Genomic DNA, 15,127 nt, shown 5'->3' with positions numbered 1-15,127 from the left:
AGCTCCGTGGCTGGCTTTTTCCTTAATTATTCAATAAAACTAGTATCAACTAATCCTTCTAGGTCTGGTTTTTCTTTTAAGAATTCAAGATCATGGGAGGAGTTTGCGAATTCTTGTAATACTTCTGCATCAACTTCATATGTGAAATTAATTCGTTCCCATGCGTTATCAATAACAGATGCGGAAAGTTCCTGATCGGTAATTTCCTTTATCTTTTTGATAGCAATTTCTTTAGCTTCTGCTGGGTTATCTTGAATGAACTCTGTTGCTTTTTTGTGACCATCCACGATACTTTGAACGAGGTCAGGTTTGTTTTCGACTAGATCTTGTGACGTTACAAATACAGCTGCTGGTAATGTTTCACCATATGCAACATCTTTAGTATCTACGAGTACTTTACCGCTTCCTTTTTCCTCGATTACAGATGCCCATGGTTCAGGAACTGTAGCTGCATCAACGTTTCCTGTGGTAAACATGCTGTGATATGTTGCTGGTTTACCTGTAACATGCTTCATCTCTCCACCAGTTCGGTCGGATGTGATGCCATATTCTTCCTTCATCATTGTTTCAAATTGAACATCATGCGTGCAGCCTACACGTGGTGAGATAAAAGTTTTTCCTTTCATGTCTTCTGGTGATTCGATATTGGCGTCTTTTCTAGCCATAATCACCGTACCACCTGTTGATCCTGCACCAACAACATTAATTTCTGCTCCACTTGTGAAGTGATTCATCGCTGGCCCTGGTCCAACGAGTCCACCTTGGATGTCACCTGTTTCAATAGCTGTCATAAAGGCTGAACCATCCGGGAAATACTGATATTTTACTGTTGTTCCGTCTGGTAGTGTTTCTGAGTACAAGTCTTTTTCTTCAGCTACCATCCCAGCAACATGGTTAATGTTTGGGAAGTATCCTATCGTAATTTCTTTTGAACCATCACCACTTTCATCTCCACCTGATGCTTCACCGCTGCTCCCGCATGCAGCTAATACGAGACTAAGTGCTGCTAATGCTATAATTGATAAAAATCTCTTCATTTTCCACTTCCACCCTTCATTTTATTTAACTAATCCCCAACGTTTCATAACGTTTTTCTCTAATTTAGAAAATACAAGTTGATCGACGATTGCTCCAATCAGTCCGATAATGATAATAATGGCAATAACCTGATCCATCCTGGCATAGTCTTGTGCGTATCTCAATGAATATCCCAATCCGGGACCATTACTCAATAATTCACCAGCCATTAATGCGCGCCAGCTGAATGCCCAGGAAAGCCTGACACCAGACATGAAATATGGAATACTTGCAGGTACTTCAACACGGTAAAATAATCCAAACCCGCTTGTTCCCATCGTTCTTGCTGCTCGAACGAAGTGAGGTGGTACATTATGAATTGCCGACCTGACATTTAAGGCCATCACAAATGTGCCGCCTAACACAACGACAAATACGACAGCAAATTCGGTGAATCCAAATAACATAATAGCAAGCGGAACCCAGACAATACTCGGTATACTTTGCAATGCAATTAAATACATGCCCGCTGTTTCATCCGCCTGTTTCGATTTGCCTAGTATCACACCGACAATCGTTCCCAGGAGAATCGCCATGAACAATCCTGCAAATAAATGTTTAAAACTCGCCCCTAGTGCCTTGACGAAATCCCCTTGCGTAAATCCTTCATACAATGCTGTCCAAACTTTACCAGGGGACGGAAAAACAACATCTGCAAACACATTTATCGAAAAAACTAACTGCCATAATCCAATGATTGCGGCCAAAAATAATACACGTTTAACGACTATATTGAATTTCATTTGATAACTCTTCCTCTAAGACTTTTTTTATTTCACCTTCAAGCAAATCCATGACTTTCTTTTCATGTTCAATTACGACTTGGTCCTCACGCTTTCTAGGTCTTGGTATATCGACTTTAAAATCAGAAATCACTCTGCCGGGACGCGTCCCCATCACAATGACACGATCTGACAGTTTAATAGCTTCCTGGATACTATGCGTTACAAAGAGGATCGTTTTTTGTGTTTCCTGCCAAATTTTTATTAACTCATCCTGCAGTATATGGCGTGTTTGTTCGTCCAACGCTCCAAATGGTTCATCCATTAATAAGACCTTCGGATCCATTGCGAGAGCTCGAGCAATGGCAACACGTTGCTGCATCCCGCCTGACAGTTCATAAATAAAGCTGTTTTTAAATCTGCTTAAGTGGACCATTTTAAGATAGTGATCGGCCCGTTCATTAGCTTCTTTTTTACTCATAATTCCTTTTAATGGAAAGGTAATGTTATCGCGAACATTGAGCCATGGGAATAAGGAAGGTTGCTGAAAAACCATACCGCGTTCTCGTCCGGCCTGTTTAATTTCCTTTTCCTGAAGCAGAATTGACCCTGACGTTGCGCTCTCAAGCCCTGCGATCATCGATAGTAAGGTTGATTTCCCACAGCCAGAGGGTCCTAGAATAGACACGAATTCGTTCTCAGATACATTTATGTCAATATCGGAAAATACTTCAAATGATGACTGCTTCTCCTCGTCTGTAAAAGTCTTTCCAACATGATTCAATTCAAGAAACAATGAATTCCCTCCTTTTTATGACAATTCCTATCAACTAACTTGGTTATTACAGTATACTCATCTTGCCTTGCATGTGTCAATGGTTTTTGTTCCTATTTATGCATATTGATGAATCCTTCTTTCATAAAAATTAGCCACACATTTAAAAAACCCCACATAATATTTGTGGGGTTTGCTGAGGATTAGTCAATGGGCGTCTATTTAAATATCTATCCATTAATCATCTCAACCAACTGCTCAACTTCTGTTTCCGTTGTTCTATAATGAAACCCGATTCGAATTCCTCCAATTCCGTTAATAGATCGTAAACTAACTTTCATATCGTTCTCGGAAAGTTTATTAAATAACTGCCTCTCTTTATCAATCCCATCTTTATTTGTTAATGTTATAATGGATGACCATGTATTTGGTGAATCACTCCCTAAAATCTCATAACCTTCCATTAAATACATTCTACTTCTAAATAATTTTTGTAACTTCATAATATGTTCTATAGCAACGTCTATGCCAAAGTTCTGCCAACAAGCAATACTTTTACTTAGCATCAGGGCTCCAAGGGCATTTATCATTCCACCTGACTCAAAAATACTGGCATCATTTCGACGTGACATATCAGTTAAATCAACTAACTTCCGTGTTCGTGATTCAAGATAATTAACCCAACCTACCTTAGGCTCCTTAAGATTAAAGTATCCATAATAAGCTGGACATATTTGTTTAAGCAAACGATCACTAATGTACATAAAGCCTAATCCAAATGGGCTATTTAATAATTTATGTCCACCTACAATGTATGCATCAATCTGATCATTTTTTAAGTCACGTCTAAATACACCTGCCTCCTGAATCCCATCAATTATCCAAAATTCATTAGACTTTTTGTCACGTAACTTCAAAAGATCCTGGAATGAGAAACGGTATCCACTTACTTCTTGAACAGCACTCATGCACAGAATATTGGCATCCCTGCTCAAACAGTTATTTATTGTATTCGCAGAAATTATCCCATCCCTGGTCTGGCAGTAGTGTATTCCATCAGAACGATCCCATACGAGTGCACTGGACATAAACTCAATATCTGGAACCCCTACTTCAACATCAATTTCAGAATCTCTTAAAGCAGATGCAATAGTACCGAGACCTTCTGTTGTATTGGAAATAAACGCTATGTTATCAGCAGAAACGTTATATAAATCAGCTATTTGTTCTCGTGTTTTCTCTACTAGTGTTACCATTTCCAATGTATAGTCTTTTTCGCTTATAATATTCATTGGTAGCTGAGTTAAAAATACTTCTGCTTCCTTTAGAGCCTCTTTATCTGGTATACCCAGTGAGCCATAATCAAAATATACCATCTAACAATCCTCACTTCGCCGCCTTATTGAAATCGTTATCATTTTGTTCATGACCATAAATATCTATTGATTCTGCTTGATATTCATCTTCACTCATAAATTCAAGACCCCATCCACTAAATGCTGCATACACGATTACAATGACCATAGCTATACAGTAAAACACATAAGGTACAACACCTACTGGGTTAAAATTTGGATATACAGCTAAATCAACCGTTCCGCCAACAAATGCAAACGGAATTAACAACCCTACACTATAAGGTAAAAATCCAATAATTGATGTGGAGCCGGCGTCAAGTAAATTACCTCTTCTCCAGGGCTGAATCCTAAATTTATGTCCAAGTCTTCTAACAAAATCACCTAACATAACCATTGAAGGGGTACCGGCTGTCGTTAGTGCATTTAAAATTAGCGTAGCGAATACAATTACAACTTCAGCACGCTGTGGTGTAGTAGCTACAATCTCAGCCTTTTCAATTAGCCAATCCAAAAAACCACCACGTTGAAGTGTCCCAATTAAGGCCATCAGGAATATTGTAAAGACAGCAACTCCTACCATCCCAAAAATACCATCTAAAATAATCCCTCCAGCAGTGAACTCCTCACGGTTTATAGACAAAATATTTTTGAACCCTATTAAGCCTGTCACAAGCCCCAAAATAAGTCCAAAGGCATTAGAGTATAATAAACCCTCAACAAGGTCTCGCCCTTTTATCATTAAAAACAACAGTAGTGCAGGAACTAATAACATAACTAATCCTAGAGGTGAAATATCTTCAGGTGGCTGAACTGATCCTGAACTATTAGAAAAAAGTGCAAAAATGATATAAAGCCCTATAGTTATGGAACCTGCAGCAATTGCGTACCTAAGGCGACTCTTAACAACTCTATCAATATCTGTTCCTTGCGAATACGCAGAAACTATTGTCGTATCTGAAATAGGAGCCAAATTATCACCTACATAAGCACCACCAATAATTGCACCAATTATTAGCAACGGATCTCCTCCTAGCGCATAGCCAACAGGGAATAATATAGGACTCGCTGCAATTAACGAGCCAACTGCTGTTCCAGTTGCCATAGAAATAAGAGCTGTAATCAAAAATGCAATTAACGGAAACCATGCAACTGATAACCCTATTTCCAATAAAGACCACACCAATCCTTCAACAAGGCCAGTTGATTGCAATAACTTAGCCATAATTCCTGCTAAAAACCATGCTAATAACATAATTGCCAGCATACGCGAGGTAATCCCCTGTATTAGTGAGTCTATATATACCTTTTTATTCTTTGCTAACATTAGTCCTACTAGTAAAGCTAATAAAATCATCGGCCAAAAGGCTTCTGGTAAAGCTGCTCCAGTAAACCCAAGCCATAAGATTCCAATAAACATTACCCCAAAGGGAACCAGTAAAATCGGTACGCCCCCATAGAATTCCAGTTTTCTATTCGTTACATCCTGCTTATCTCGAGACATGTTGACTCCTCCTCCAAAAGATTAATTAACTAATTTAGCAAGTTCTTTTATTGCTAACCTAACGTCATCTTTGGTGTTATAAAAATGTGGAGCGATTCTAACAACGTCATTTCGAGCTGAAACAATAATACCTTCATTCTTTAATAAACCCTCAACTTCTGATGCATTTTCTACATAAATTGCAGTGTTAGAAGCTTTACTCTTTAGTGAATTAGGACTTTTAACCATTAACCCCCTCTCTGCTGCTTCTTCAATCGCAATCTGAGATAATAGTTTTAAATGTTCTTCAATATCACCTATTAAGTATTGATTTAATACTTTTAACGCAGCTTCTGCCGCAAAACCGTTAATCATCGGAAATGTTCCTGAATCAAAGCGCTTTGTCCCCCCTCCGTAGTCAACGTTTTTAATATCAAATGCAAATGGATTACTCTGCCCAAACCATCCTGTAATTTTAGGTGTCATCCGGTCCGCAATTTCTTTCTTAATATATAAAAATGCGATACCCGGAATACCTAAAGCGTACTTTTGCAAACCGGCAGTCAGCATATCTATATCCATTTCCTTAACATCAATAGGACATTGACCTAACGATTGATAAGCATCTACAGATAAATACGCTCCCTTTTCATGGACAACTTTTGCAACTTCCTTTAAATCTTGTTTAAAACCATCATAAAAGGAAACATGCGAGGTATTTACAATTAATGTTTGATCATCAATGTGACTATCATAATCCTCAGCCTCAATAAATCCGTCTTTCTTATGACCAATAAAATCTATATCAAATTTATCTTGATGAGATAGCCAAACATGACCAACTGTAGGAAAGTCGAAATCAGCAACTAAAACTTTTTTTCTCTTCTGATCTGTTAAACTAGTTGCTATACTTGATACACCATGTGATACACTAGATACAATAGCTATTTCACTAGGATCAGCATTAATCATTTTTGCAAATTCAGAACGAGCGTTTTCACAAGCTTGCATCCATCCTCCCCAATCCATTCCGTTCTCTTCCCAGGAGGACATGTATTTATTAATAGACTCTTTCACATCAACGTGCATCGCACTTTGAGAGCAGCTTGAAAGTTGGATTTTATTTTTTAAAATTGGAAAAGACTCTCTTATTTTATTAATATCATTTATCACTATAATCATTCCTTTCAAAACTATAAATATAGTGGGAGGTTCATAATTAAAATGGAAATACTAACGCAAACAATATCCCCTTGGTTAGAAAACTTAGACTATGACTGGAGCCCACTTATTGACCAAGCGAAAACGAAAGAACTCACTTCAAACATTCATATCTACGACCAAGGCGATCAAGCAGACACTGTTTTTCTAGTTCTGTCCGGACGTGTAAGACTATTTATGCTATCAAGTGATGGGAGAGAAAAAGCGATATCAATAGCCGGAAAAAACTGTCTAATGGGCGAAAACCGGGTACGAAAAGATAACACCTACTTTGAAAATGCAGTAACTGCCTCTTCAGTTAGCATTGCGTATATACCCTACGCCAAATTTGAATCGATTATCTATGATAATAAAGATCTTATGGCACAATACATTGATTTGCTAAACACCAAATTACGATTAGCTACTGTCTATAACCTTCACCTTTCATATGGAAGTTCTATAAAACGTATTTGTGACGCTTTCTACCATCTTGCTATGAACTACGGTAATAAAAAGGACGACGGAATTACCATCCGAATTCAATTTACTCATCAAGAACTTGCAAACCTAATTGGGACAAGTAGAGTAACAGTCGCAAATACGGTAAATAATTTGTTGAAACAACAAATTTTAGTAAAAAAAGGTAAGTTTTATCACATCCCAAAATTATCAAGGTTAATCAATACCACTAACTAGTACAATTGTGCCCTAAGCAAAATAAAAAGTCTGTTAAATACTTTACATATTAACAGACTTTTTTATATTTTCAGATTTAGGAAAATTTGTTAACAGCGGAAGTAGGAACGTCCTGCTTACAAAAAAGAAATTGATTTAGTGGATTTTCGCAAGCAGTCGAGGATGCTGAATAAGACTATTGAAGGAACATTAACTGTTTGTTCTTTTTATCTGTTGGAGCTTCTCTGGACTCTATAGCTTTAGTCCTACCCTACTACAATTCAATTACAATTCAACCAAAACCCCAGTCTTATCATCCCTCTGTTTCATTCGAGGATATTTCATACACTGCGGATCTTCCTCTTCTCTTTTCTCAACTTCATCCAATAATCCCTCCAGACCATTGTCAAAAGCTATTTGAGCAGTCTTACTCCAAGCATTGATTTCATCAAGTTCTGTTGGCAAAAGTAGCCCGTCACTTAATAAAAGAATTCCAGTAACTCTATTGAGCGGAATTCTACCATATTCTATATAATCAAACGCCTTATCACTGCCATCAATAACACTGTAACCATCAGCCGAATTAAGCTTATCCCGATTCCGTAGCAACGTAGGTTTAACCTTTTCTCGAAGCTCTTTTAAATCCAAATCATTTCCTGCTTCCTCACGTAACTTAACCAATTCACTAATTGCCTCTTTATCCAGGTATTGGACCAGATCATGAGTAACAGTACGTATTTCATCGCTTTCATATTTAAGGAACAACATGCAATCTCCTGCATGAAAATAGTCAAAAGCTAACCCATCTTGCTCAAATTGGACAGCAGCTACACCTGTTGAACTTCTCTGCTTTTTAGGTATCTCATTAATACTGGGAGTATCTAATTTTCTAAAACTAGTCTCATAGTATTCCACAGCTTTTTCACTTAATCTGTAATTTGCTGCCTGCATACTTTCATAGAGGGATTTAGCTTGTGTAACCTGCTGCAATTCTTCCTGTACAGCATGTGAAGCTAGATAGCCCGGCATACCATCCAAACCTGTTGCACCATCAATAGCTGCAAAGATATGAGCATCTTCATTTATAACATAGGCATCCTCATTAATATCTTTATCGCCCTTTTTGTATATCTTGGTTATTTTCAAATCAATTAACCTCCCCCAACCTACCTTGGTGTCATAAATAATTGCGTCCAGTAGGTCTTATATGGCAGCCCAGCACCTTCAACATATCCAACACCAATATGTGTGAATCCATCCTTCATAATATTTTTTCGATGACCTTCACTGTTCATCCAGCCCTCTACAACCTGTTCAGGACTGCGTTGCCCGGCTGCAATATTTTCACCTGCTAAGCTATAGTTAAAGTTGAATTGCTGCATCATATCAAAAGGTGAACCGTATGTTGGCGATGTGTGGCTAAAATAATTGTTTTCAGCCATGTCCTGCGATTTCTTTCTGGCAAGACTGCTTAGACGGTCATGCATTTTTAGTGGATCTAAGTTCTCTTTTGCCCGTTCTTCATTAACGAGTGCAACTACTTTCTTCTCAAACTCGGAAGGATCTTTAGCCTCAAGGTCCGAGGACGCACTTTGCTCTGTAGAACTTCCTGGGTTCGTTTCTCCACCTCTTGGAACTCTCACCAATTGAGTTAAATTATCTTTAACTTCCGCTACACTTATATCATTGTCAGCGAGCCATTCTTTTATATTTATTGTCCATTTATCAAAAGTCGCTGCTTCTATTTTGTCAGCCTTCCACGTTTTCTGCACTGTATCTGGTGTTTGAATCGACACCATAAATAAAATAGCCACAAACACAAATAACCATCTCAACATTTGTGTTCACTCCTTCGTTTGTGAAATCTCTCTAAACATATCATTCCTGTAGTCAGACTGTCTATATCGTCTGTGATATCTGCATGAATACCCACTATGTAATATTTCCCTTTTTTTATCATTAAAAAACAAACTTGAAATATTATTAGGCATTATCACCAAATCTCAATTAATTTAATCGAAAAGAAAACTGCTAGATTATATGATAAAATAAATCACATAATTAACGGGACGATGAGCCTGTCCCTCTTGTCCCTCATAAAGGAGTTGTATCAATTGATCACACTAAAAAACATTCATCAAGCTGCTGTACAGATTTCAGATACGATCAATGAAACACCAATCCTTACTTCCACAGCGCTTTCTTCAATTTGCAGGAATAACATGTTTTTAAAAAGTGAACATTTGCAGAAAACAGGTTCCTTTAAAATCAGAGGTGCTACGCATAAGGTTAAACAAGCCGTTCAAGATGGGGCGACATACGTAACAGCAGCTTCCTCTGGAAATCACGGGCAAGCAGTTGCTTATATTTCCGACATCCTTGGAGTTCCAGCCACAATTGTTGTGCCTGAGGATGCAACGGCCAGTAAATTGAATGCCATCCGAGACTATAATGGTGAAATCGAGGAATGTGGGACAACTTCAGCAGAAAGATTGCCTCGCGCAAAGGAATTAGCAGCTAAAAAGAATGGCGTGTTTATTCCCCCATATGACGACCCATATATCATGGCAGGACAAGGTACAGTAGGAATGGAGATATTGAAGCAGTTAGATGATGTTGATGTGGTAGTTGTTCCCATCGGTGGTGGTGGTCTTATTTCCGGAATATTAACAGCAATTAAGGAAACGAAACCACATGTGAAAGTTATTGGAGTCGAACCGGAAATAGCTAACGATACACACCTTTCGTTGGAAAATGGAATAATCACATCAATTCCTGGAACAAGTACAATTGCCGACGGGCTGCGAACGAGTCAGCCTGGTGATCTGACATTTCCGATTGTGCAAAAGTATTTAGACGACCTGGTATTAGTCAGTGAAACAGAGATCCAGCAGGCCCTATTTTTTATTCTCGAACGAATGAAACAGGTCATTGAACCATCCAGTGCTGTCGCAATAGCTGCGGCGATGTTTGAGAAGTTGGGTGTACAAGAAAAAAACATAGCATGTGTTGTTTCCGGCGGTAATCTGGATGTGCGTAAGCTTGGGACATAGGGTCAGGTCCCTTGTCCCGCTGCTGTGGTACCGGGACGATGGACCTGTCCCCTGTTGTCCCTTCAGGAGCAATACTTACTTTTGTATGAGTGCGCACACCAGTCAAAACTGGGACAAGGTTCCTGTCCCTCTTTGTCCCTGTTATTTCAAGAAGGATGCACTTACGTTTACCATAATTCCGGAGTCTTCGGGCACGGCACTCGAGTTTATTGATAATTTGTCATTGTGGAAACTCAAACTATTTATACCATCCATATTCATTTCACTAATTAGTTCATATCCATTATCATTCATGAAGACCTTATACATTTCCATAATTTCATCTACAGTCATCGACTCAGTTAAATATGAAACAGTTAGTCCATTAGTATCCCCTTCATTTACTTGTACAGAGCTGATGATTTTATATTCACCAGGAAAAGGAATCTCATCGGGAAATTCCTCTGGTAGTTCCTGAGATGAACTCACTGAAACACTCTCCCCATCCTCTGACTCTAATTTCACTTCACTACCTTCATCTCCGCCAACAGACACACTATCTCCATTATCTCCAACTGGAATGGTAATATCATCGTCTCCGCAGCCACTCAATAACAAGGTGACGATAGATAAACCAAGAATAAACAGTACAACTTTATTTTTCATTATCAACAAATCCTCCCAAATTATAATTAACTTACTACCACCTTTTAATTATATTGGATGAGGCTAGCTATTGATATTATACTTAGGGATACACTTTGGTTTTACTGGACGGAGAGTCAGGTTCCTCGCCCCACTGCGTACCATCCAATTAGATATGAAACAAGAAATAGTATCTATTTTAACTATAATCGATCCTCACGTTATAAAAGTGGCATCGGATAAATATTTTTATCCAGATGCCACTTTTTCAGTTTGAGAAACGATAGTACTTAAAAGAAAGTTATTTTCTGCTTTAGCAGAAAATGGACCGCTGACCCAAGAGAAAGCAGCCCAAAAAACACCATGCTATCATAACAATCCTTATCAAAAAATATACATTTAGATGAGGGGGAATTGGTGTGAGTGAAATCAAATGCTTAGTGTGTGGTGGAGAACACTTCCGTAAAGGATACTATGATATTGATGTTAACGTCGATATTTATTCAACAGCTTATAACAATGTTAGAACCATGACTAACAGTTTTGAGTATCCAGTTGATATCGATGTTGACGTAGATACTGATATAGACTATCAAACAGATACGAGGGCAGAAATTAATCTGATGCTGGTACCAGAAGAAAAGAAATCCTTTATTGATCGCCATTCTGATGTTTATAAATATGCTTGTGAGGATTGCGGCTATATTATGACATTTACAAAAGTAAAAAATGTTAAAAGTAAAAAAGAAGAACATGAACAAAAACAGAGGGAGAATAATTATGATTGGACTGATTTTGGTAATTAGGGGAGCTGTTGACTGAAAACGTGGATCGTATTTTTCATGCGGAGTTTTTGAAAGCTTGGGTCTGGGACAAATAAAACGCCCCTACCATCCCAACGTTCCCATGTGGACGACTAATTAAAAAATGCATCTCCCAAAAATGTTTACCTAGGAGATGCACCCTATTTTGATAGCATGTTTCTCTTCATTACTTCATACCAGTTAAAACAATACCTTTAATTATATGACGCTGCAGTAGGATAAAAACCAGAATTAATGGAATAACAGAAATAGTAGCTCCAGTCATTATCAAATGCCATTGGGATTCAGCCTCCCCAGATGAAAAGTACGATAACCCTACAGGCAAGGTTCGAAGACTTGAGGATTCTGTTACAATCAATGGCCACAGAAACGCGTTCCAGTTACTAAGAAAAGAAAAAATACCTAAAGCAGATATTGCTGGCCACACTTGCGGAACAGCTATCTTAAAGAAAATTGAAAACTCATTCATGCCGTCAATTCGTGCAGCGTTCAATAGATCTTCTGGAATCTGTTCCATAAATTGTTTCATCAAAAATACTCCGAAACCAGTCATTAGACCCGGAAACAGTATCCCCCAATAAGTATTGGTCCAGCCTAGTTCCGAACTCATCATGTACCATGGAATAATTAGCATTTCTACTGGTACCATCAAAGTACTAAGTATCACTATAAATAAAAATTTCCTTCCAAAAAAAGTAAATTTTGCTATGATATAGCCAACAAGTGTATCGAAGAATATTACACTCACTGTCGTAATAACTGCGATAATAACACTATTTAAAAACCACCTGATAAACATACTTTCTTGTAAAACCTCAATATAATTTGCTAAGGTTGCACTTTCTGGAATAATATTCAGATTAAATATATCCATTGGTGCTTTTAAAGAAGTAGATAACATCCAGATAAATGGAAAAAGCATAACAACTGCGCCTATTATTAGGGCTATATAAGGTAATAACTTTCCTGGTTTCATCCTCACACCTCCTATATTAATAATCAAATTTCTTGGTTAGTACTTTCATTTGGAAAATAGTCAAGCCCAAAATAAATAGGAACAATATTACAGTTGCTGCAGAAGCCATTCCCATATCATATTGTTGGAACGCCTGTTGATAGATATAAACAACAACTGAAATTGTAGAATCTAGCGGTCCACCGCTACCATCTGAACTCATATTAATTACCTGGGTGAAGGAAACCTGGATAAACGTAATCATTCCAATAATGGCTGAAAATACGATAGTTGGGTTAAGTAGCGGAACAGTAACATTCCAAAATTTTTGCCATGGGCTAGCTCCATCAATATCAGCTGCTTCATATAACATTTGTGGAATGTTTCCCAATCCAGCTAAAAATAAAACCATTTGGAATCCGATTGATTGCCAAATCATAGCTGCTGCTATAACATAAAGTGCTTGATCTGGAGAACCTAAAAAAGGTTGTGGCGGTAAACCTATATTTATCAATACATCATTAATAAAACCGTTACCCATAAAAAGCCATTGAAAAACCCAACTTATGGCAACAATACTGGTCACATATGGAATAAAGTAAATGACTCTAAATAAGCCCTTAAACCGATTGATTTTGTGCAGTAATAGCGCAACGGTTATACCGAATAGCAATTGACCTGCAACGCCTATTACAATATAAATAAAAGTATTTAAAAGGGATTTAAGGAAAACTTCATCCTGAAACAGCGCTACAAAATTATCAAGGCCTACAAAGGGGCGCTCCCCAGTTGCAAGGAGGTTCCACTCCCTAAAACCCATATTAAATGTAAATAAGGTTGGCATAACTCGTATGCCTAAATAGAAGATTAATGGGAGCATTAGACTGATAAATATAAAGAAATACTTTTGATATTTATGGGTCTTTCTGAGTTTATAAAAGAAAGGTGCTTTTTGTTTAACTTTTTCCTTTTTTTTATCATATTCTCTATCATAGTCTTGAGAAGATTTTAATTGTTCCATTATGTACCCCCTTATTGTGAAGAAAGGAGAAGGGAAATACCCTTCCCCCATCAAAACCTTCTATTTATCACTCCAATACTCATCATAAAGTTCCTGTGTAGAATCAACCATTTCATTGAATGCTTCCTCTGGATCTGCTTCTTCCAATAAAACTTTATTAGCGGCATCGATTACAATATCACGTTCCTTAGTTTCATCTATAAAGAAATGAGCATTTGCAAAAGGTAATGATTCAATAAATGGACCGTATATTTCGTGATTTACATATTTATCCTGCATTGCAACTGCTTCTTTAGCAGGAAGTTCTCCTGTAGCGTCCAACCACTTTTCCATTACACCCTCACTTGTTAAGAACTTTATAAATTTAGAGGCAGCTTCCAATTTTTCGCCCTCCACGTCTGAAGTAATACCATTAGTCCAGAAAGAAGCATTAGTGGATTTTTCATCCTTTGCAGGAAGTGGCGCAACTGCATAATTCAAATCGGGAGCATCACTCTGCAATGTTCCTATCCGAAACGACCCATCTATGTTCATAGCAGCTTTTTCTGACATAAAAGCCGTCACATCATCGGTATAAAAACCTTGCTCTGAGGTTCCAAGTTCTCCAGGGAAACTTAACCAATATTTAAATGCTTCAAGCCCTGCAGATCCTTCCCCCCAAACTACTTCTTTTCGATCGTCACCTAAAACTTTACCGCCAGCTTGATACGTCAAGCCATCTCTTAGCCAATGATGCCCCTGTTGTGAAGGTTCCCAAGCTAATCCAGACTGCTCAATTCGCCCGTTGTCTTCTGCTTTCGTTAATTTAACAGCATAATCCTGTAGTTCATCCCATGTTTCGGGTGGAGCATTTGGATCAAGACCAGCTTCTTCAAAAAGATCTTTATTATAGAATAATGCTAGTGTTCGAACTGCTGTTGGTATTGTCCAGTATTCACCATCCAGTTTTGTAGCTTCCACTAATGGGAAAAATTCATTTTCAATTTCCTCATGTGAAAAAGTATCTTGAGGCAGCGGCTGTAAATAACCAGAATCTACATAAGACGGAACCCATCCATAAAATAAATTAATTACATCTGGCCCATTTCCTGCTGGCACTTGGGCAGCTACCTGTTCATTATACTGATCATAAGGAAAAGTTGTTTGCTCAATAGTAATTCCCGGATTTTCTTCCTCAAACTCCTTAATTAACTCATTCATTAAGTTAACCTTTGAATCGAAAGCATACTGCCAGTATTCTAATGTAATATCACCATCAGACCCTTCTGCTGCGTTTTCCCCGTCTTCATCCGAGCATGCAGACAATATAAACAACACCATTATTCCCAGCAATATCAATTGCCATTTCTTAATCATTTAA

General features: G+C 37.9%; 14 protein-coding genes and 1 pseudogene. 3 read left to right on the top strand and 12 right to left on the bottom strand.

All coding sequences use genetic code 11. The annotated features are described in order from the left end of the window. Positions 1-26 precede the first annotated feature (26 nt). The 6 genes from BLS02_RS03920 to BLS02_RS03895 form a co-directional block, all read right to left on the bottom strand. Complete coding sequence (locus tag BLS02_RS03920) at positions 27-1,037, bottom strand: aliphatic sulfonate ABC transporter substrate-binding protein (protein WP_092491649.1); 1,011 nt, start codon at positions 1,035-1,037, stop codon at positions 27-29. A gap of 21 nt (positions 1,038-1,058) precedes the next feature. Beyond that, positions 1,059-1,820, bottom strand: coding sequence for an ABC transporter permease (locus BLS02_RS03915; RefSeq protein WP_092491648.1), 762 nt, complete (start codon positions 1,818-1,820; stop codon positions 1,059-1,061). Next, entirely contained in the window at positions 1,798-2,595 is a 798-nt protein-coding gene (locus BLS02_RS03910) for an ABC transporter ATP-binding protein (protein WP_092491647.1), read from the bottom strand. The genes BLS02_RS03915 and BLS02_RS03910 overlap by 23 nt, the downstream gene beginning before the upstream one ends. 209 nt (positions 2,596-2,804) lie before the next feature. Then, on the bottom strand, positions 2,805-3,950 hold the full coding sequence (locus tag BLS02_RS03905) for an aminotransferase class V-fold PLP-dependent enzyme (protein WP_092491646.1): 1,146 nt from the start codon (positions 3,948-3,950) through the stop codon (positions 2,805-2,807). 10 nt (positions 3,951-3,960) lie between these two features. After that, positions 3,961-5,433, bottom strand: a complete 1,473-nt coding sequence (locus tag BLS02_RS03900) for a Na+/H+ antiporter NhaC family protein (RefSeq protein ID WP_092491645.1) — start codon at positions 5,431-5,433, stop codon at positions 3,961-3,963. A 21-nt stretch (positions 5,434-5,454) separates the two neighbouring features. Beyond that, positions 5,455-6,585 (bottom strand): aminotransferase class V-fold PLP-dependent enzyme, encoded by a 1,131-nt coding sequence (locus BLS02_RS03895; RefSeq protein WP_175559430.1) that lies wholly within the window; start codon positions 6,583-6,585, stop codon positions 5,455-5,457. A 51-nt stretch (positions 6,586-6,636) separates the two neighbouring features. Between BLS02_RS03895 and BLS02_RS03890 the strand changes: the two genes are divergently transcribed. After that, a complete protein-coding gene (locus tag BLS02_RS03890) occupies positions 6,637-7,311 on the top strand; it encodes a Crp/Fnr family transcriptional regulator (RefSeq protein ID WP_092491643.1) in 675 nt (224 codons plus the stop codon). A gap of 264 nt (positions 7,312-7,575) precedes the next feature. Here BLS02_RS03890 and BLS02_RS03885 read toward each other — a convergent pair whose 3' ends face one another. Together BLS02_RS03885 and BLS02_RS19385 are read right to left on the bottom strand one after the other, a co-directional pair. Beyond that, positions 7,576-8,436 (bottom strand): protein phosphatase 2C domain-containing protein, encoded by an 861-nt coding sequence (locus tag BLS02_RS03885; RefSeq protein ID WP_092491642.1) that lies wholly within the window; start codon positions 8,434-8,436, stop codon positions 7,576-7,578. 20 nt (positions 8,437-8,456) lie between these two features. Beyond that, positions 8,457-8,864 (bottom strand): annotated as a pseudogene (locus BLS02_RS19385) (CAP domain-containing protein); the annotation flags it as partial. Between the two features lie 540 nt (positions 8,865-9,404). On the opposite strand from BLS02_RS19385, the gene BLS02_RS03875 reads away from it, so the two are divergent. Next, complete coding sequence (locus BLS02_RS03875) at positions 9,405-10,343, top strand: threonine/serine dehydratase family protein (RefSeq protein ID WP_092491640.1); 939 nt, start codon at positions 9,405-9,407, stop codon at positions 10,341-10,343. Between the two features lie 141 nt (positions 10,344-10,484). On the opposite strand, the gene BLS02_RS03870 is transcribed toward BLS02_RS03875, so the two are convergent. Then, positions 10,485-10,988, bottom strand: a complete 504-nt coding sequence (locus BLS02_RS03870) for a hypothetical protein (protein ID WP_092491639.1) — start codon at positions 10,986-10,988, stop codon at positions 10,485-10,487. A 398-nt stretch (positions 10,989-11,386) separates the two neighbouring features. Between BLS02_RS03870 and BLS02_RS03860 the strand changes: the two genes are divergently transcribed. After that, the gene (locus BLS02_RS03860; RefSeq protein ID WP_092491637.1) at positions 11,387-11,773 is read left to right on the top strand and encodes a hypothetical protein; all 387 of its coding nucleotides are present in this window, start codon (positions 11,387-11,389) and stop codon (positions 11,771-11,773) included. Positions 11,774-11,957: 184 nt separating this feature from the next. Here the strand turns inward: BLS02_RS03860 and BLS02_RS03855 are convergent, their stop codons facing one another. From BLS02_RS03855 to BLS02_RS03845, 3 genes are read right to left on the bottom strand one after another with little or no spacing between them, the layout of a single operon-like run. Further along, a complete protein-coding gene (locus BLS02_RS03855) occupies positions 11,958-12,767 on the bottom strand; it encodes a carbohydrate ABC transporter permease (RefSeq protein ID WP_092491636.1) in 810 nt (269 codons plus the stop codon). 16 nt (positions 12,768-12,783) lie between these two features. After that, positions 12,784-13,767, bottom strand: coding sequence for a carbohydrate ABC transporter permease (locus BLS02_RS03850; RefSeq protein ID WP_092491635.1), 984 nt, complete (start codon positions 13,765-13,767; stop codon positions 12,784-12,786). Between the two features lie 60 nt (positions 13,768-13,827). Further along, a complete protein-coding gene (locus tag BLS02_RS03845) occupies positions 13,828-15,123 on the bottom strand; it encodes an extracellular solute-binding protein (protein WP_245735994.1) in 1,296 nt (431 codons plus the stop codon). Positions 15,124-15,127: the final 4 nt, after the last annotated feature.

The sequence above is a fragment of the Virgibacillus salinus genome (assembly GCF_900102415.1).
Lineage (GTDB): Bacteria > Bacillota > Bacilli > Bacillales > Amphibacillaceae > Lentibacillus > Lentibacillus subterraneus.
This window is presented reverse-complemented; position numbering and strand designations above follow the sequence as displayed.

Excerpts from the sequence above, each read along its gene's own strand:
- BLS02_RS03920 (WP_092491649.1), bottom strand. The coding sequence starts at position 1,037 with ATGAAGAGATTTTTATCAATTATAGCATTAGCAGCACTTAGTCTCGTA.
- BLS02_RS03915 (WP_092491648.1), bottom strand. The coding sequence starts at position 1,820 with ATGAAATTCAATATAGTCGTTAAACGTGTATTATTTTTGGCCGCAATC.
- BLS02_RS03905 (WP_092491646.1), bottom strand. The coding sequence starts at position 3,950 with ATGGTATATTTTGATTATGGCTCACTGGGTATACCAGATAAAGAGGCT.
- BLS02_RS03900 (WP_092491645.1), bottom strand. The coding sequence starts at position 5,433 with ATGTCTCGAGATAAGCAGGATGTAACGAATAGAAAACTGGAATTCTAT.
- BLS02_RS03890 (WP_092491643.1), top strand. The coding sequence starts at position 6,637 with ATGGAAATACTAACGCAAACAATATCCCCTTGGTTAGAAAACTTAGAC.
- BLS02_RS03870 (WP_092491639.1), bottom strand. The coding sequence starts at position 10,988 with ATGAAAAATAAAGTTGTACTGTTTATTCTTGGTTTATCTATCGTCACC.
- BLS02_RS03855 (WP_092491636.1), bottom strand. The coding sequence starts at position 12,767 with ATGAAACCAGGAAAGTTATTACCTTATATAGCCCTAATAATAGGCGCA.
- BLS02_RS03850 (WP_092491635.1), bottom strand. The coding sequence starts at position 13,767 with ATGGAACAATTAAAATCTTCTCAAGACTATGATAGAGAATATGATAAA.
- BLS02_RS03845 (WP_245735994.1), bottom strand. The coding sequence starts at position 15,123 with ATGATTAAGAAATGGCAATTGATATTGCTGGGAATAATGGTGTTGTTT.